Origin of the sequence: Vibrio sp. RC586 (assembly GCF_000176715.1) — a bacterium.
Taxonomy (GTDB): Bacteria; Pseudomonadota; Gammaproteobacteria; order Enterobacterales; family Vibrionaceae; genus Vibrio.
The window spans coordinates 131,298-148,387 of record NZ_ADBD01000004.1 but is presented as its reverse complement, the minus strand read 5'-3'; the positions used below and the strand labels follow the sequence as shown (position 1 = coordinate 148,387).

The window sequence follows — 17,090 nt, the reverse complement described above, 5'->3', positions numbered from 1 at the left end:
AAAAACGCCCACGGCTACGTGGGCGTTGTCATTCTTACCTAGCAGTAGAAAACACTAGCGACACAGCAAGCGATGTTCAGGATTGAGGATCATCTCTAACGCTTTGTGATAGTTATCTTCAACGGCGGCTCTTGAAGCGCAGCGTACGCCGAGATATTCCAATCGACCATCTTCTATCCCGTAAACAAAACCGTGCACTTCTACCGCTTGCCCGCGTTCCCATGCGTTTTGCAGTATTGTTGAGTTGGCTAAGTTGTACACTTGCTCGGCAACGTTGATTTCAGCCAGTTTGTCGGAGCGATCTGCAGCAGGCATTTGATCGAGATATTCACGATGTTTAAGGTAGTAATCGCGAATATGCAGTAGCCAGTTATTGATTAAGCCGAGCTGTGGATTATCGATGGCAGCGGTAACACCACCACATCCATAGTGACCACAGACAATGATGTGTTTGACTTGCAGCACATCAACCGCGTACTGAACCACCGATAAACAGTTAAGGTCAGTGTGGATCACCTGATTAGCCACATTGCGGTGCACAAACAGTTCACCAGAATACAGGCCCGTTAAACGTTCAGCAGGAACTCGACTGTCGGCACATCCAATCCATAAAAAATCCGGATTTTGCCCTTTGGCTAGCTTGGCAAAGTATTCCGGACTTTCAGCTTTGATCGACTCAGACCATTTTGAGTTGTTCTCAAAAAGTTGTTTAATTTCTGGCATCTTACTTCCCTTAATTGATTGCCAACAATATACACAATGTTACAAATTCAAGCTCATTTAATTTACTTTCTGATTAACTCATCTGACGTGTTTTTACAACATTCATCATAAACTAGGCGTCATTGGATGACATCTAGAGGGGAATGGACGTGTTTCAAGCTCGGTTTGCGGATCTTAATTTACGTGGTGACCTGTTTGGTGGGGTAACAACAGCGATTATCTCACTGCCATTGGCGCTAGCATTTGGTGTGGCTTCTGGTGCTGGAGCCGAAGCTGGCTTATGGGGTGCGATACTCGTTGGTTTATTTGCTGCCTTGTTTGGTGGCTCTTCAACGCTGATTTCAGAACCAACTGGACCAATGACAGTAATTATGACGGCGATACTGACCACCATGGTGTCACGCTATCCTGAATCTGGTGCGGCCATCGCGTTTACAGTCGTCATGATGGCGGGGGCGTTTCAGATTCTGCTCGGTACGCTCAAACTCGGAAAATACATCACGCTCATGCCTTACAGTGTGGTATCAGGCTTTATGTCTGGTATCGGGGTAATTCTGATCATTTTGCAACTTTCCCCACTGCTTGGGCATCCTTCGCCGGGCGGTGGCGTTGTGGGAACACTTTCCGCATTACCTGAGTTGTTGGCTAATCTAAAGTTCAGTGAGCTGTTTTTAGGGTTACTGACACTCGGAATTTTGTTTTTTTTACCACAAAAATACCGCAAACAAGTCCCCGCACAGTTGGTGGCACTGGTGGCGGTAACGCTGTTTTCGGTCATTTTCTTTGATACTGACGATATTCGGCGGATTGGAGAGATCCCAGCTGGTTTGCCAAGTATCGTCATCCCCACTTTCACTAGTGAAATTTTCGTGACTATGGTGATTGATGCTCTAGTGCTTGGCACTTTGGGCTGTATTGATACGCTGTTAACCGCGGTGATTGGCGATTCGTTAACTCGTAAGGAGCATGATTCCGATCGCGAATTGCAAGGACAGGGCATGGCTAATATGGTGGCGGGGTTATTTGGTGCTTTACCTGGTGCCGGTGCCACTATGGGCACCGTGACCAACATTCAAGTGGGCGCTCGCTCTCCATTGTCTGGAGTGACTCGTGCTTTAATGTTGGCGCTGGTGGTTTTGGTTGCTGGCGGTTTAACCGAGCCTATTCCAATGGCTGTGTTGGCTGGTATCGCGGTGTATGTCGGGGTGAATATTCTCGACTGGGCTTTTATCCAACGAGCGCACAAAATCAGCATACAAGGCATGGCCATCATGTACGGTGTGATGCTGTTGACCGTGTTTGTTGATTTGATTGTGGCTGTGGGGCTGGGAGTGTTTATCTCCAATATTTTGGTGATTGAGCGTTTAAGCCGAGAGCAAGCTCGTCAAGTGAAGGCGATCAGTGATGCGGACGATGATGATGTTCCACTGACGGAGAGTGAGCGTAAATTGCTCGATAAAGCCAATGGCAAGGTGCTGTTTTTCTATCTGTCGGGGCCGATGATTTTCAGTGTGTCGAAAGCCATTACTCGCCAGCACAGCAGTGTTGATCAGTATCAAGCGATGATCCTCGATCTCACGGATGTGCCTATGATTGATGTCACTGTTGGCTTGGCGCTAGAAAACGCGATTCGCGATGCTCAGGAAGCAAATTGTGAAGTCTATTTGCTTTGTCCAAATGAGAAAACTCGTGCGGAGTTAGAGAAATTCCATGTCATCGACTTGGTACCTGATCAGAACATGTTTACTTTCCGCTATGAAGCGCTTAATGCGGCGGTAAAACAGGTCACGGTTAGTGAGTGATAAATAGAAATAGCCTATAAATCGTCAGGTAAAGTGCCGCAGTGATGCGGCACTTTTGTCTCAAGACGTTTGAATGAACTGGAAACCTATATTAGCTATTTCTGTATTAATGATTGCCCTTAGCCAATAAAGGGTTGAAAAAACGCCATAAAAGCGCAACATCGTGGTTGTTATTGATAACAAGGTTTCTGCCATGTACGCACTGGAAATAGAACAACTTAAAAAAACTTACGCAGGTGGCTTTGAAGCGCTCAAAGGTATTAGTCTGCAAGTCAAAAAAGGCGATTTTTACGCTCTGCTGGGGCCAAACGGGGCAGGTAAATCGACCACGATTGGTATCATTTCATCACTGGTCAACAAAACATCCGGCAAGGTGACCGTGTTTGGTTACGATCTGGATTCACAGCTTGAACTCGCCAAACAGCAGCTCGGCTTAGTGCCGCAGGAGTTTAACTTTAACCCGTTTGAAACGGTTGAGCAGATCGTACTTCAGCAAGCGGGTTACTACGGTGTGCCTAAAGCGTTAGCCAAAGAGCGTGCAAAAAAGTACCTGACTCAACTCGATTTGTGGGAAAAACGCAGCGAACGAGCCAGAAATCTCTCCGGCGGTATGAAACGCCGTTTGATGATTGCGCGCGCTTTAATGCATGAACCGCAACTGCTGATCCTTGATGAGCCAACGGCGGGAGTCGATATCGAACTGCGCCGCTCCATGTGGGAGTTTCTCAAGCAGATTAACGCGCAAGGGGTGACGATTATTCTCACCACTCATTATCTCGAAGAAGCGGAAATGCTCTGTCGCCACATTGGCATCATTCAACGCGGCGAGCTGATAGAAAACACCACCATGAAATCTCTGTTGGGTAAGCTGCATGTCGAAACCTTCGTGTTGGATATCGATGGCACCGAAACCATTGCGCCATTGCAAGGTGTTGTGAAGCAACAGATGGTGGAAGGCTCGTTGGAAATCGAATTAGAAAAAAGCCAAGGGATCAACCATGTGTTTACCCAACTCACAGAGCAAGGGGTAAAGGTCCTTTCCATGCGCAACAAAGTAAACCGTTTGGAAGAGCTGTTTGTCAGCATAGTGAATAGTGGTAAGCGAGGTTAATCAGCATGTATCAAATTTATTGGACGGCATTTTGCAGTCTGTTGGGTAAAGAAATTAATCGTTTTACCCGTATTTGGGTACAAACTTTGGTTCCACCAGCCATCACTATGACGCTTTACTTCATCATTTTTGGTAACTTGATTGGCTCTCGAATCGGTGAAATGAACGGTTTTAGCTACATGGAATATATCGTGCCGGGCCTCATCATGATGTCGGTGATCACCAACTCTTATTCCAATGTGGCGTCGTCTTTCTTTAGCTCTAAGTTTCAAAAGAACATTGAAGAGCTGTTGGTGGCTCCGGTGCCAAACTACGTGATTATCGCCGGTTACGTGATGGGCGGGGTCGCACGTGGTCTGTTAGTTGGCGCGATGGTGACAGTGGTATCACTGTTATTTGTTGATCTAAAAGTCGATCATTGGGGCATCATTATTGCGACCGTATTTTTAACGTCAGTGGTGTTTTCTCTTGGTGGGTTGATTAACGCGGTGTTTGCCAAAACTTTCGATGACATCTCGATTGTTCCGACCTTTGTCCTCACGCCGCTGACTTACCTCGGTGGAGTGTTTTATTCGATCAGCTTGCTGCCTGAGTTTTGGCAGGGGGTATCGAAGATCAATCCCATCGTCTACATGGTCAATGCGTTCCGTTACGGTTTCCTCGGTGTATCGGATGTGAATATCACGACTTCGTTTGCCGTGTTAATGGCCTTTGTGGTGGCGTTGTACGGTGTGGCGCATTATTTGGTGACCAAAGGCAAAGGGCTACGCAGCTAACTTGAGCCAATAGAGATAAAAAAGGTCAACCGAGGTTGACCTTTCTTGATCCAGAGGCAAGAGGATTATTCTTCTTCGCTGCTGGCTTTGGTGTCGGTTTGCAGATCGAGAACTTGGTTATCAATCAAGCGCACTTTTCCTAAGAAAGCCGACATTAGGATCACCGCTTGCTTACTGTCGCCGCTGATAGGCAGTAGAGTACGAGCATCACGGATGAAGATTTCATCTGGCTCCAGATCGGCTGCGCGCAGCTGATCAACCGCGTCTTCAATGATCGATGGATAATCATCGCGACCACCACGGATCGCACTGTTAATCCAACGCATGGTACGAGCCAATACTGGAGCGCGTTGGCGCTCATTTAGCGTCAGTAAATTGTTGCGCGAGCTCATAGCCAAACCGTCCAATTCACGAACCGTCGCAACACCGACAATTTCGATATCCATGCACAGATCTTCCACCATTTGACGGATCACCGCCAATTGTTGGTAATCTTTTTCGCCAAAGCACGCCACATCAGGCTGCACAATGTTAAATAGCTTAGTGACGATCGTTGCTACACCACGGAAATGACCTGGACGAGAAGCGCCTTCCAGCATGAAGGACAGTCCCGGTACTTCAACAAAGGTTTGTTTATCCAAACCTTGTGGGTACATGGTTTCCGGGGTCGGCGTTAATACGAGATCAACCCCTTCACCATTGAGTTTACTCAAATCGTCTTCTAGGGTGCGTGGGTAGTTTTTCAAATCTTCCGCGCGGTCAAATTGCATCGGGTTGACGAAAATACTCACGACTACCACATCGGCAAGTTCACGAGCTTTACGAACCAGAGTTAAATGGCCTTCATGTAAATTACCCATGGTCGGCACAAAAGCGACTCGGCGGCCCTCACGCTTGATCTGTTTGATTTGCTCGCGAAGAACGGCAATGTCAGCAAAAACTTGCATGAATGACTCCTTAGGCAATGGTATGAGCGAGATCTGGGAAAGCGCCACTCTCGACATCTTCGATATACTTGGCAACGGCTTGGCGAATGTCGCCCGTCTCAGCCAAGAAGTTTTTCGAGAATTTTGGCATGTAGTTCGCCGAAATTCCAAACATATCGTGCATGACGAGAATTTGACCATCTGTACCGTTGCCAGCACCAATACCAATCACAGGGACATCAAGAAGTTGAGTGATGCGGTTTGCCAATTCGGCAGGAACGCATTCCAGCAGGACAATTTGTGCGCCCGCTTCTTGCAGCGCCAACGCATCACGTACCATGCGATCCGCTTTATCTTGCTCGCGGCCTTGTACTTTGTAGCCACCAAAAATATTGACGGATTGAGGCGTTAAACCGAGGTGAGCACACACTGGCACTGCACGTTCAGTCAACATTTTTACGGTGTCGACTAACCAATCGCCACCTTCAATTTTCACCATGTTCGCACCGGCGCGAACCAGTTTGGCAGCGTTTTCACACGCTTGTTCTGGTGTGGCATAGCTCATGAAAGGCATATCCGCCATGAGCAAACAATTTGGGCTGCCCTTACGTACACAACGGGTGTGGTAGGCAATCTCATCCACCGTCACGGGTAGGGTGTCGGCTTCTCCTTGTAACACCATGCCAAGTGAATCACCGACCAACAGGACCGGCATTTCTTGGCTCTCAAATAACTGAGCAAAACTCGCATCATAAGCGGTTGATGTAGCAAATTTGCGACCTTCCTGCTTCCATTTCATCAGGTCGTTTATGGTAATTTTTTTCATTGTTAGTCCTTACTCGACGTTGGCGAATGCCAAATGCTGAGCCCATTGAGCGGTACTTGTTGCAATAGCGCTTGGATTTCAGTCCCGTCAGGGAGAGTTAAATTTGGTGCGATTTCCGCGAGCGGATACAGTACGAATTCACGTACTTTCATTCCATAGTGCGGAATGGTCAGGCGCTCGGTCTCTATCACCTCATTGCCGTAAAGCACAATATCGAGATCGAGTGTTCTCGGTCCCCATCGTTCGTCTTTACGGACACGCCCCTGTTCCAGTTCAATGCGTTGTGTGCAATCGAGCAGTTCCAGTGGCGTTAATTCGGTTTCAATGGCCGCGACCGCATTAATGTAATCCGGCTGATTTTGCGGTCCCATTGGTGTGCTGCTATAGAGCGATGAAGCCGCGATAAGGCGCGACTTCGGTAATTGAGTAAGCTGTTGTATGGCTTGTTGGGCTTGAGCGACAGAGTCGCCCAAGTTACTGCCAATCGCAATGTAGGCAAGCATCATTCGCTCGATTTACTCTTATGCTTATTACGTGATGGTTTACGACGGCGTGAGCTAGGTTTACCTGTGCCAGTTGCGTTCCCCATGTCACCGACCATCGCCTGACGCATATTGCGCCCCGCGTTTTGGAAAGTGGCCCACCATTCAGCCAATTGCTTGGTTTCTCCGCCTTCAATTTCGCCACGCATTTCGAGGAAATCAAAGCCTGCACGGAACTTGCTCAGTTCCAACAAACGGAAGGCACGTTTGCCACTGCGACGTGGTAAGCGTTGCTGTAACTGCCAAATATCACGAATGGTCGTGGTGTGGCGACGCGGGATCGCGATGCGTTTGACTACTTCATCTAAGATGCGGTTACTGGCTTCTGTCATCGCATCAAATTCGTGGAGGCTGAGTGACTCCATCAGTTGGTCGGCGAGCTTGATCATCGGATACCACAGCATGGCGGCAAACATAAAGGCCGGGTTGATACGCAGATCTTCTTCGATACGAATATCGGTTGCATCCAGCACCAAATCCAACATCTGCTCGGTTTGTGAGCTGTGATCGGAGGTGAAATGTTCCGCGATGGTTGGGAAAAGCTGCTGGAACAGATTGTATTCGCGCATCAAGTGGTAGGTTTCTAAACCATGACCTGCTTGCAGCATTTTGAGCGACTCTTCATACAGACGAGCGGCGGGAATATCACGCAGCAGAGGAGCAAGGTGTTCAATCGGCTCGGCCGTGTCTTCCTCAATATCAAAATCGAGTTTGACCGCAAAACGCACCGCACGCAGCATACGCACCGGATCCTCGCGATAGCGTGTTTCCGGATCGCCAATCAGACGCACTAAGCGATCTTCAAGATCTTCCATGCCGCCGGCATAGTCGTGAATGCTGTAGTCCGCAATGTTGTAATACATCGCATTGATGGTGAAGTCGCGGCGCTCGGCATCTTCATCAATCGTGCCGTACACGTTGTCGCGCAGTAGCATGCCGGCTTCCGATTGCGCAGCAATATTTTGGCTTTGGCTTGTTTCTTGATGATGGCCACGGAAAGTGGCGACTTCAACGATATCGCGCCCAAACATAATGTGCGCGAGACGAAAACGGCGACCAATCAGACGACAGTTACGAAACAGTTGGCGCAGCTGCTCTGGCGTGGCGTTGGTGGCCACATCAAAGTCTTTTGGCTTGCCACCAAGGAGTAAGTCACGCACACCACCACCAACGAGGAAGGCTTCAAACCCTGCGCCATGCAAGCGATAGAGCACTTTCAGCGCATTTTCGCTGATCTGCTGACGCGAGATAGGGTGTTCCTGACGCGGAATAATAGTCAAAGCTAAGTCTGGATATGTGCGAGTGTTGCTCGGTTCAAAATCGTTATTATTCATGTGCTTCTGACAATGATTGCTGTTGCCGCTCTAAGCGCTACGCTGCTTAATTTGACGCTCAAACGGACGGAATTTGGCGCTAATAATAGCTTAAGCAGGACCATTTGAGAATCTTGGTGTGATCTCGATCGCTTCCGGCAGTTGGTTCACCTGCCAATGTTGGCATCCCCAAGCCAGCATTTGCTCAGTATTTGCATCGGAAAAATCCGCAGGTAATACAAAGCCGAGAAACTGCATGGCATGCGAAATCGTCTGCCGAGGATAGGATGACTCAATCGCTGGAGCGTGGTTCTGTTTTGAGAGTTTATTCCCGTTACCATCCATCGCCAAAGGCAAATGTAAGTAGCTGACCGGCTTTTGTTTTAAAGTGTGATATAGGCTGATTTGCCGCCCTGTGGGTTCAATCAGATCCGCACCACGCACCACTTGGGTAACACCTTGGTCAATATCATCAAGTACTACCGCGAGGTTATACGCAAACAGGCCATCACGACGTTTGATGATGAAATCCTCTTCTGCTAAGGCTTTCGGTATGGTGATTGAGCCGTGTTTCAAATCAATGAAATCTTGTACCGGGTTATCCATACGCAGCCGAATCGAGCAGTCTTGATGCTGAGCAGGCGGATGGCTTTTGCAGTGGCCGTTATAAAACCCGCCCATGGCTTTGATTTCTTTTCGGGTGCACTGGCAGTAATAGGCTTGTCCTGTGGCGAGCCATTCATTGATTTGGTTCTGGTACAAGGCGTGACGCTGGCTTTGGTAAACCACTGAGTCATCCCAGAGCAGGCCATAGGTTTCTAATGTACGTAGAATATGGGCTGCTGCTCCGGGCATTTCTCGCGGCGGGTCAAGATCTTCAATGCGTACTAGCCACTTACCTTGATTGGCTTTGGCTTGGAAATAGCTGCCTAAGGCCGCAATCAATGAACCAAAATGCAACGGGCCAGAAGGAGAGGGGGCGAAGCGACCAATATAGCTCATAGGGCGATTTACCTGTAACTCCAAGTCGTTTGGAAAAAATGCAAATAAACAAGAAAAGGGAGCGTGTGCTCCCTTTTCTTTACTGCTTTATCTTAGCCAAGCATCTGCTTTTCTTTGATTTCAGCGAGTGTTTTGCAATCGATACACAGATCAGCGGTTGGACGCGCTTCTAGTCGGCGAATGCCGATTTCGACACCACATGAATCACAGAAACCGAAATCCTCTTCTTTAATTTTGTCGAGAGTCTTTTCGATTTTCTTGATCAGGCGACGTTCGCGATCACGGTTACGCAGTTCCAAGCTGAACTCTTCTTCTTGAGAAGCACGGTCAACAGGGTCTGGGAAGTTGGCCGCTTCATCCTGCATATGGTGAACGGTACGGTCCACTTCTTCTCTCAGTTGGTTGCGCCATGCTTCCAAAATTTTTGTAAAATGTGTGATTTGCGCAGGCGACATATACTCTTCACCTGGCTTCTCTTGGTATGGCTCAACACCTGCACTGGCTAGGATGCCTAGTGTTTTCTTTTTAGACTCTGTCATACAGATCTCCTACTAACCCCTAGTCAACTGCGAGAGCAGTTAAATTTAAGGCGGGTATCTATAGCAAAAAGAAGTGGGGGAGGCAAACAATCCAACGTAAAGTTATCGTCAATGTGAAGACACCATCAATTTTTTGTCACTTGATGGGCAAATTTGACTTCAGATACTAGTTGGATACCCTCTTCGGAAAGTGAAGCTTTGTAGCACAACACTTCCACGCCGACTTCCTGTGCCGCTTTTAGTAACTGTGAATAGTTCGCGTCTATATGGAGAGCGGGAGAGACTTTTTCAATCCCCGAATGTAAAACGGCAAACAAAAGTACCGACCTGCTTCCATCTTTGGCCATTTCTGCCAGCTCACGGAGATGTTTTTGCCCGCGAGTCGTGACTGCATCAGGGAAGTAACCTTGTCCTTTATCGCCTTGAATCTCATCCAAAAGAGTGACGCTTTTTACTTCTATAAAGCAGTTTGGTTGAGAATCTGACTTTAGCAAGATATCGATACGGCTATTTTCATGGCCGTACTTCACTTCCGTGCTGAGTGCGTCATAACCCTGCAGTTGGGGGATCTCTCCAGCCAAAATTGCTTCGACCACCAATGCGTTGGCTCGCGCGGTATTCACGCAAATCCAGTGGCCTGCTTGAGTCTGCGTCAGCTCCCAGCTGTGGGCGTATTTACGTTTGGGATTATCCGATGTAGAAAACCACACCGTACTGCCTGGCTTGGCACAGCCAGTCATCGCTCCTGTGTTCGCGCAATGCATGGTGATCACCGAACCATCTTCCAGCATCACATCGGCCAAAAAGCGTTTGTAACGCTTGAGTAAGGTGCCTTTTTGCAGGGGTGGGGAAAAGTGCATTTCTCTCTTCTTATTCATACCAAATTGCAAGGCCATTTAAGCATACCCGCGTTGCTTTTGTAACAATCGCTATTCCCTGTCTATTTTAGCTTTGGCGGTATTGGCTTGTTCATTCACCCCACTTACCTAATCGCCTATGTTCATGGGGATGAACTCACTTGCCGACCATCGGCAACGCCAAGTCGTTTGGATATAATAATTAAGCGAATTGAGCACTAAATTCTATTGTTTCATGGTGTTAAATGCTTATGCGAACGATAGGTTAGCGGCAGGTGAGAAAGTGCATCATTTGGCCTCTGGTGAAGCATTGAAGTTGAACATATAATAGCCACCCGCCCGAGCATGGGTATCTTTTTTTGGTAAGATTACTTGCGTAAGTTTTTGAAAAATATAGCCATATTTAAGGTTGTATTATTGGCTGTCCTCGCGTTGTCAATTTGGTCTACCCGCATTCCCGATGTACCCTATCATCAAGTCACGCCTGAGTTGAGTCGGTCTGATTTCCATGTCATTGAATTTAATGATGATGGTGACATGCATCTGCCTGAGCAATACGAAAAGTTGAAGGCTAGGCTAGCCAAAAACCCAGGGGCAGAATTGCTGATTTTCATCCATGGCTGGCATCATAATGCCGCACCCACTGACGATAATTTTGTCGCTTTTCAACGTTTTCATCGCGAAATGGCCAAGAGCAAACCGGGCCTCATCGGGCTGTACATTGGTTGGCGTGGTGATCAATATGATCCCTTATGGCTAGATGGTTCTGATGATCCTGAAAGTCAGGTTGAAGCGTTGGATTTTCCGACCATATTAACCAGCAAGCAGGTGGCACGAAGAGTGGGTGAGCATGGGGTGAGAAAGTTGCTAGGCTCATTAGATGATCTGCACCGTCAGGGAACGCTGGGGCGCTATATTTTAGTCGGGCACAGCCTCGGTGGCGTGGTTGCGCTACACGCTCGCAAACAGGCGATTTTGGATAATCTGGCCGCCGGTCGCGGTGAAAACCATTTAACGGTGCTGCTCAATCCTGCCGCTTCCGCCAAAGAGTATCAGCCACTGGATAAGTGGCTGAGTCCAGAAGGTTTTGGTCCATCAATGTTGGTGTTGCAGTCCAAAACCGATTTTGCGGTGCGTGAGGCCTTTAACTGGATCAAAGATGGCGAGCGCGCCGTGGGTAATTCATGGGCGATCACTCATGATGTGGATCCGTGCTCGGGGCGTGATTGTAATAAAGCAGTCAAGATCCCTCAGTGGCTGCTTGAGCACGATGCGAAACCAGGCTGCATGCAGGTATTGGAAGGTGCGGGTTGGAAAATTCGCGCCAGGTTGCATGCCCGCAAAACCGTACAAAGTTGTGAAGATGCCAACCGTCAGGCGGTGTGGGTACTCGCGGTGTCTGATGGTGTCATTGCTGGCCATAACGGCATTTTAACCAATGATCAGGCATTGGCTTTGAATGCTTGGATGAAGCCCAAGCCTGTACTGGCCACGGTATCACTAGCGTCTGCGTCAACGGAGAGTCCAATTGTTGCGTCTACCCATCTTGGGAATGAACCTGCCAGCGCGGAAAATACGCCAATTGATGTTGAGAATGCTCATTTGCCAAGTACGATGCCAGCAGGGCTTGAACTCCAAGAGAGCGAGAGTGCTGTACCAGCGATTTCTGAACCCACTCTTGAGGCTCCTTTGGCTGCTCAACCAGCAGACTTAACACCACAGTAAGTTTGTTGTCTGCCGAGCCTCTTGATAGGAATGCACTTTGGGCACTTACTGAGTTTATGTACAATGGCGCAGCCATTTCATGTTGTAGGAACTGCCCTTGTCACCACTGCCCATTATTGAGGTGATGCCGAAGCTGTTGTTCGGTCTCACTCAATCTCCGCAACTTATTCTCAAAGCCGCCCCCGGCGCCGGCAAGTCCACCTACTTTCCGTTGCAATTGCTGCAAGCGGGATTTTTCAACGGCAAAATCATTATGCTGGAGCCACGGCGTTTGGCTGCTCGTAACATTGCCCGCTATTTGGCGCAGCAACTGGGGGAGGAGGTTGGGCAGCGCGTAGGGTATCGGGTACGTGGTGAAAACCGAGTTAGCCGTGCAACTCAGTTGGAGATTGTGACTGAAGGCATTATGACGCGCATGCTGCAAAACGATCCTGAGCTGGATGGGGTGGATGTGCTGATTTTCGATGAGTTTCATGAACGCAGCATTCACGCCGATACTGCCTTAGCGTTGGCGCTCGAAGTGCAGTCTGCGCTGCGCGATGATTTAAAAATCGTGGTGATGTCGGCCACACTCGATCAGCAAGCTTTGCAAAACTTACTGCCGCAAGCGAGCTATGTCGAATCACAAGGGCGTGGTTTCCCGATAGAGATTCGCTATCAGCCTCTGCGCCCTGATGAGCCTTTGGTGGCGGCGATGAAGCGACAAATTCGTCATCTTCTGCAGCACGAAACGGGCTCATTGCTGGCCTTTTTGCCCGGTGCCGCCAGCATCAACCAGTTAACCGAACAGATGAGCGATTTGGCCAACGAGGTTGAAATCTGCCCGTTGTATGGACAGATGGAATTCGCCGCGCAGCAACGTGCGATTGCTCCCGCGGCGGCGGGGCGGCGCAAAGTGGTCTTGGCCACCAATATTGCTGAAACCTCGCTGACCATCGAAGGTATCCGCATAGTGCTAGATAGTGGACTTGAACGCAGTGCGCGCTTTGATCTCAAAACTGGCATTACCCGCCTTGAACAAGTGCGGATTGCGCAGTCTTCAGCTGAACAGCGGGCAGGGCGTGCCGGACGTTTAGAGCCGGGGATTTGCGTGCGTTTATACAGCGAAGCGCAGCTCAAGCAGCAACCTTGGGTGCCGGATCCCGAAATGCTACATACGGACTTAGCGCCACTGGCATTAGAATTGGCGCAATGGGGCGCGCAGCCGAGCGATTTGGCTTGGTTGAATTTGCCACCGAGCAGTGCGTTTGTGCAGGCGCAGCAACTGTTGCAGCGTCTTGGTCTTTTGGATGCGCGTGGGCAACTCACTGCGGCGGGTAAAGAGGCGCACTCACTGGGCGTTGAGCCGCGGATTGCGGCGATGCTGCTGCGCGCCGATCGCTTAGGAGAGTCTGCCTTGCAAAGCGCTTTAGCTCTGGCGGTGTTACTTGAAGAGCCAGAACGGCAAGTGATTGATGTACAACATAGCTTGCATCGTTGGCAGCAAGGTTGTCATCCAAAACAAAAACTGCTAATGCAGCGTGCGCACAGCTTGGCGCGCAAACTCGATACGGCGTTTTCACTCTCCTCGGTTGAGTCAGCATGGCTTCCTTTAGTGGCGTGTTTAGCATTTCCAGATCGGGTTGCGCAGCAGCGTGGCCAACAAACAGGGCAATTTTTACTGGCGAATGGTCACGGCGCTTGGTTAGCGGTGGAAGAACGTTTGTCCGCCGCCGATTATCTGGTCGCCTTGGATTTAATGCGCGGCCAAACCCAAGCCAGTCAAATTTTCAGCGCGCTTGAGCTTGATATCCACGTGCTTGAGCGCCTATTGCCAGCGCTGATTTCTCGTGTTGAACAAGTGGATTGGGATGAAAAAGCCGGCCGCCTGAGCGCGGAAGCGCAGTGGCGAATCGATCAACTGGTGCTCCGCCGTGAAAAGCTGCCTGAACCCGATAAACAAAAAATGACACAAGCTTTGCTGAGCTTTGTACGGCGCAAAGGCTTAACAGTGTTACAGTGGAGCGAAGAGGTGAGCGAGTGGCTAGCCCGCGCGCGCTGCGCCGCCGAATGGCTGCCGGAAGAGGCATGGCCAGATCTGGATGATGAAGCGCTACTTGCGCACCTCGAACTGTGGTTAGAGCCGTATTTGGCCGGCGTAACCTCGGTGAAAGGTTTGCAGAATGTCTCTGTTCTTCAAGCGCTCAAACATTATCTTGGCTGGGATCTCAGTCAGCAGCTTGACGAGTGGCTGCCAACCCATCATTTGCTGCCAACGGGGAATCATAAAAAAATCCGTTATCAGCCGGGGATGGAGCCGACACTTTCTGTGCGCATGCAAGAAGTGTTTGGTGAGCAAACCTCACCGCGTGTTGCTAAAGGAACGCGCGCCGTGGTGATGGAGCTGCTTTCCCCCGCGCAGCGCCCGTTGCAAGTTACACGCGATCTCGCCAGTTTCTGGGCGGGCGCGTACAAAAAAGTGCAAAAAGAGATGAAAGGCCGCTACCCGAAACATGTGTGGCCGGATGATCCTGCCAATCATGTGGCAACCAGTAAAACCAAACGACAATTTAACGCATGACAAGAAAAAGTAGTAACAAGCCGCGCACCCGCAAAGCGCGTAGTGGTAAAAGTAGCTCTTCCTCCAAGCTGCGAGTTTGGCTTGGGAGGATTTGGGGCATCAGTTGGAAAATGGCACTGGCGCTAGCAGCCGTGTTGGTTTTTATTGGTATCTATCTCGATTCGATGATCAAGCAGCGCTTTGAAGGGCAGTTGTTTGATTTGCCAACCGTGGTGTATGCGCGCATTTTGACGCTTGAGCCGGGCAACGGTCTGAGTTTGCAGGAGCTGCGTAATGAACTCGATGTCCTCAATTACCGCAAAGTGGCACAACCCCGTTTTCCCGGCGAATACTCTTCTTCTTCAACGCGGATTGAGTTAATCCGCCGTCCGTTTGAGTTCGCCGATGGCCCAGAGCCGGATCGTCGCGTCATGCTTACTTTTGATGGCAGTGGTTTGAACAAAATCGAATCATTAGAGCAAAAACGTGAGCTAGGCTATCTGCGGTTAGAGCCGAAGTTGATGGGGATGTTGGAAAAAGACTCACCGGAGCAGCGACTTTTCTTACGCCGTGAACAGTTCCCTGAAGTGCTAGTGGATGCGCTATTGGTGACCGAAGATCGTGACTTTTACCAGCATGATGGCGTATCTCCGATGGCGATTGGCCGTGCTATGGTGGTTAACCTTAAAGCGGGGCGCACCGTTCAAGGGGGAAGTACCTTAACTCAGCAGCTTGCCAAGAATATTTTCCTTTCTAGCGATCGCACCTTGTGGCGTAAGTTACGCGAAGCGTATATGGCACTGATCATAGATTATCGCTACAGCAAAGATCGCATTCTTGAAGCCTATCTCAATGAAGTTTACTTAGGTCAAAGTGGGGCGGATGCGATCCACGGTTTTGGTCTGGCTTCACGGCTCTATTTTGGTCAGCCGCTGCAAGAGCTACGGATTGATCAATTGGCATTGTTGGTCGGCATGGTTAAAGGACCTTCTTATTACAACCCGATGCGTTTTGCCGATCGCGCTCGTGAGCGACGCGATCTGGTGCTTAAGTTGATGATGGAGCACGATATTCTGACCGCACAAGAGTACCAACAGGCGGTGACTCGTCCGTTAGATGTGCAGAAAACTGCACAAATTGCCGGTCGTCAGCCTGCTTATTTCCAACAAGTCTCGATTGAGCTAAAAGAAAAACTGGGTGACAAATTCAAAGCAGACTCTGGGTTGCGAGTGTTTACTTCGCTCGATCCGGTTTCGCAGTCCAAACTGGAGCAAGCGATCCACGATCAGATCCCGCAACTAGCGAAAACCGCAGGCAAAGATCTCGAAGCTGCGGCGATTGCGGTGGATCGTCACAGTGGGGAAATACGCGCCATGGTTGGTGGTAAGCGCACGGGTTACGATGGTTTTAACCGCGTGCTTAATGCCAGCCGACAAATCGGATCTCTGGTCAAGCCAGCAGTCTATCTCACGGCGCTAACTCATTCCGAACAATACAATTTGGCCACGACACTGGAAGATAAACCGATCACTTTAAAAGGCAGTGAAGGTACAGAGTGGACACCGAGAAACTACGATCGAAAATACCGTGGTGAGGTGCCACTTTATTTGGCGCTCGCTCAATCGCTCAATGTGCCGACCGTCTCTTTGGGGATGAAGCTTGGGATTGATCAAGTCTCTGCCACCTTGGGTAAGCTCGGAGTGAATCGTGACGAAATTCGCCCTGTACCATCGATGTTGCTTGGTTCATTCTCACTCACACCATATCAAGTGGCGCAGATGTACCAAACGCTGACCAATTCCGGCAAAAAAGCCCCGCTGTCAGCGCTACGTTCTGTGCTCGATTTGGAAGGCAATGTGCTGTATGAATCCCTACCCAAAGTGTCGCAAGCGGTCGATCAACAAGCAGCATGGCTAACCACTTATGCCATGAAACAAGGTGTACAAGAAGGCACCGGACGTTACTTGAATGCACAATTCAGCAGTGCTGCGTTGGCGGGAAAAACCGGTACTACCAACGATAACCGAGACAGTTGGTTTGTAGGGGTGGATGGCCGAGAAGTGACCACGATTTGGCTTGGCCGTGATGATAACCAACCGACCAAGCTCACAGGAGCAAGTGGTGCGTTGCGCGTATATGCTCAGTATTTGAAATACCGAATTCCTGAGCGATTACAGTTGCCGTGGCCGGAGGGGGTCACCACTTTCGGATTTGCGAAACAAGCTCAAGGTGGATTAACGCTCGACTGTGATAACGCTTTTAAACTGCCAATCTGGGATAATCAGCAGCAGTTAAAACAGCAGTGTGATAATCGCCCGACGGAATGGCTTAAAAAGCTCTTTCTATGGTAGATATTTTTGACTTGAAGAGCGGTAAACCCAATGTTACACAACGGGAACATTGGGTAAT

The 17,090-nt window shown here is 49.4% G+C and carries 14 protein-coding genes; 6 read left to right on the top strand and 8 right to left on the bottom strand.

The window, feature by feature from the left end; all coding sequences use genetic code 11:
- Positions 1-54 precede the first annotated feature (54 nt).
- The gene (can, locus tag VOA_RS15940; protein WP_001114115.1) at positions 55-723 is read right to left on the bottom strand and encodes a carbonate dehydratase; all 669 of its coding nucleotides are present in this window, start codon (positions 721-723) and stop codon (positions 55-57) included.
- A gap of 149 nt (positions 724-872) precedes the next feature.
- Between can and VOA_RS15945 the strand changes: the two genes are divergently transcribed.
- From VOA_RS15945 to VOA_RS15955, 3 genes are all read left to right on the top strand, one after another.
- The gene (locus VOA_RS15945) at positions 873-2,525 is read left to right on the top strand and encodes a SulP family inorganic anion transporter (RefSeq protein WP_009355729.1); all 1,653 of its coding nucleotides are present in this window, start codon (positions 873-875) and stop codon (positions 2,523-2,525) included.
- A gap of 193 nt (positions 2,526-2,718) precedes the next feature.
- On the top strand, positions 2,719-3,636 hold the full coding sequence (locus VOA_RS15950) for an ABC transporter ATP-binding protein (RefSeq protein ID WP_000271059.1): 918 nt from the start codon (positions 2,719-2,721) through the stop codon (positions 3,634-3,636).
- A gap of 5 nt (positions 3,637-3,641) precedes the next feature.
- A complete protein-coding gene (locus VOA_RS15955; RefSeq protein WP_000284378.1) occupies positions 3,642-4,412 on the top strand; it encodes an ABC transporter permease in 771 nt (256 codons plus the stop codon).
- Between the two features lie 65 nt (positions 4,413-4,477).
- Here VOA_RS15955 and panC read toward each other — a convergent pair whose 3' ends face one another.
- The 7 genes from panC to sfsA form a co-directional block, all read right to left on the bottom strand.
- Positions 4,478-5,359: a pantoate--beta-alanine ligase gene (gene panC, locus VOA_RS15960; RefSeq protein ID WP_001195743.1), complete on the bottom strand. Its 882-nt coding sequence runs from the start codon at positions 5,357-5,359 to the stop codon at positions 4,478-4,480.
- A gap of 10 nt (positions 5,360-5,369) precedes the next feature.
- Positions 5,370-6,164 carry a 3-methyl-2-oxobutanoate hydroxymethyltransferase gene (panB, locus tag VOA_RS15965; RefSeq protein WP_000724410.1) on the bottom strand — a complete coding sequence of 265 codons (795 nt, stop codon included), beginning with the start codon at positions 6,162-6,164 and terminating at the stop codon, positions 5,370-5,372.
- 2 nt (positions 6,165-6,166) lie between these two features.
- On the bottom strand, positions 6,167-6,670 hold the full coding sequence (gene folK / locus VOA_RS15970; RefSeq protein ID WP_000978987.1) for a 2-amino-4-hydroxy-6-hydroxymethyldihydropteridine diphosphokinase: 504 nt from the start codon (positions 6,668-6,670) through the stop codon (positions 6,167-6,169).
- Positions 6,667-8,040, bottom strand: coding sequence for a polynucleotide adenylyltransferase PcnB (pcnB, locus tag VOA_RS15975; protein WP_001062041.1), 1,374 nt, complete (start codon positions 8,038-8,040; stop codon positions 6,667-6,669). Before pcnB ends, folK begins: the two co-directional genes overlap by 4 nt.
- A gap of 90 nt (positions 8,041-8,130) precedes the next feature.
- Positions 8,131-9,021 (bottom strand): tRNA glutamyl-Q(34) synthetase GluQRS, encoded by an 891-nt coding sequence (gene gluQRS / locus VOA_RS15980; protein WP_000120359.1) that lies wholly within the window; start codon positions 9,019-9,021, stop codon positions 8,131-8,133.
- Positions 9,022-9,113: 92 nt separating this feature from the next.
- Positions 9,114-9,560, bottom strand: coding sequence for an RNA polymerase-binding protein DksA (dksA, locus tag VOA_RS15985; protein ID WP_000140369.1), 447 nt, complete (start codon positions 9,558-9,560; stop codon positions 9,114-9,116).
- A gap of 125 nt (positions 9,561-9,685) precedes the next feature.
- Complete coding sequence (gene sfsA / locus VOA_RS15990; RefSeq protein ID WP_000545813.1) at positions 9,686-10,420, bottom strand: DNA/RNA nuclease SfsA; 735 nt, start codon at positions 10,418-10,420, stop codon at positions 9,686-9,688.
- Positions 10,421-10,816: 396 nt separating this feature from the next.
- Between sfsA and VOA_RS15995 the strand changes: the two genes are divergently transcribed.
- The 3 genes from VOA_RS15995 to mrcB all read left to right on the top strand — a co-directional run bounded on the left by VOA_RS15995 (position 10,817) and on the right by mrcB (position 17,032).
- Positions 10,817-12,142 (top strand): alpha/beta hydrolase, encoded by a 1,326-nt coding sequence (locus VOA_RS15995; protein WP_032468143.1) that lies wholly within the window; start codon positions 10,817-10,819, stop codon positions 12,140-12,142.
- 97 nt (positions 12,143-12,239) lie between these two features.
- Positions 12,240-14,702 (top strand): ATP-dependent helicase HrpB, encoded by a 2,463-nt coding sequence (gene hrpB / locus VOA_RS16000; RefSeq protein WP_000074752.1) that lies wholly within the window; start codon positions 12,240-12,242, stop codon positions 14,700-14,702.
- Positions 14,699-17,032: a penicillin-binding protein 1B gene (gene mrcB, locus VOA_RS16005; protein ID WP_032468138.1), complete on the top strand. Its 2,334-nt coding sequence runs from the start codon at positions 14,699-14,701 to the stop codon at positions 17,030-17,032. Before hrpB ends, mrcB begins: the two co-directional genes overlap by 4 nt.
- The last annotated feature ends 58 nt before the right edge of the window (positions 17,033-17,090 follow it).

What these genes read in the sequence shown, in the direction of transcription:
- can (WP_001114115.1), bottom strand. Translation starts at nt 723, where the DNA reads ATGCCAGAAATTAAACAACTTTTTGAGAACAACTCAAAATGGTCTGAG.
- VOA_RS15950 (WP_000271059.1), top strand. Translation starts at nt 2,719, where the DNA reads ATGTACGCACTGGAAATAGAACAACTTAAAAAAACTTACGCAGGTGGC.
- VOA_RS15955 (WP_000284378.1), top strand. Translation starts at nt 3,642, where the DNA reads ATGTATCAAATTTATTGGACGGCATTTTGCAGTCTGTTGGGTAAAGAA.
- panC (WP_001195743.1), bottom strand. Translation starts at nt 5,359, where the DNA reads ATGCAAGTTTTTGCTGACATTGCCGTTCTTCGCGAGCAAATCAAACAG.
- panB (WP_000724410.1), bottom strand. Translation starts at nt 6,164, where the DNA reads ATGAAAAAAATTACCATAAACGACCTGATGAAATGGAAGCAGGAAGGT.
- folK (WP_000978987.1), bottom strand. Translation starts at nt 6,670, where the DNA reads ATGATGCTTGCCTACATTGCGATTGGCAGTAACTTGGGCGACTCTGTC.
- pcnB (WP_001062041.1), bottom strand. Translation starts at nt 8,040, where the DNA reads ATGAATAATAACGATTTTGAACCGAGCAACACTCGCACATATCCAGAC.
- gluQRS (WP_000120359.1), bottom strand. Translation starts at nt 9,021, where the DNA reads ATGAGCTATATTGGTCGCTTCGCCCCCTCTCCTTCTGGCCCGTTGCAT.
- dksA (WP_000140369.1), bottom strand. Translation starts at nt 9,560, where the DNA reads ATGACAGAGTCTAAAAAGAAAACACTAGGCATCCTAGCCAGTGCAGGT.
- sfsA (WP_000545813.1), bottom strand. Translation starts at nt 10,420, where the DNA reads ATGCACTTTTCCCCACCCCTGCAAAAAGGCACCTTACTCAAGCGTTAC.
- mrcB (WP_032468138.1), top strand. Translation starts at nt 14,699, where the DNA reads ATGACAAGAAAAAGTAGTAACAAGCCGCGCACCCGCAAAGCGCGTAGT.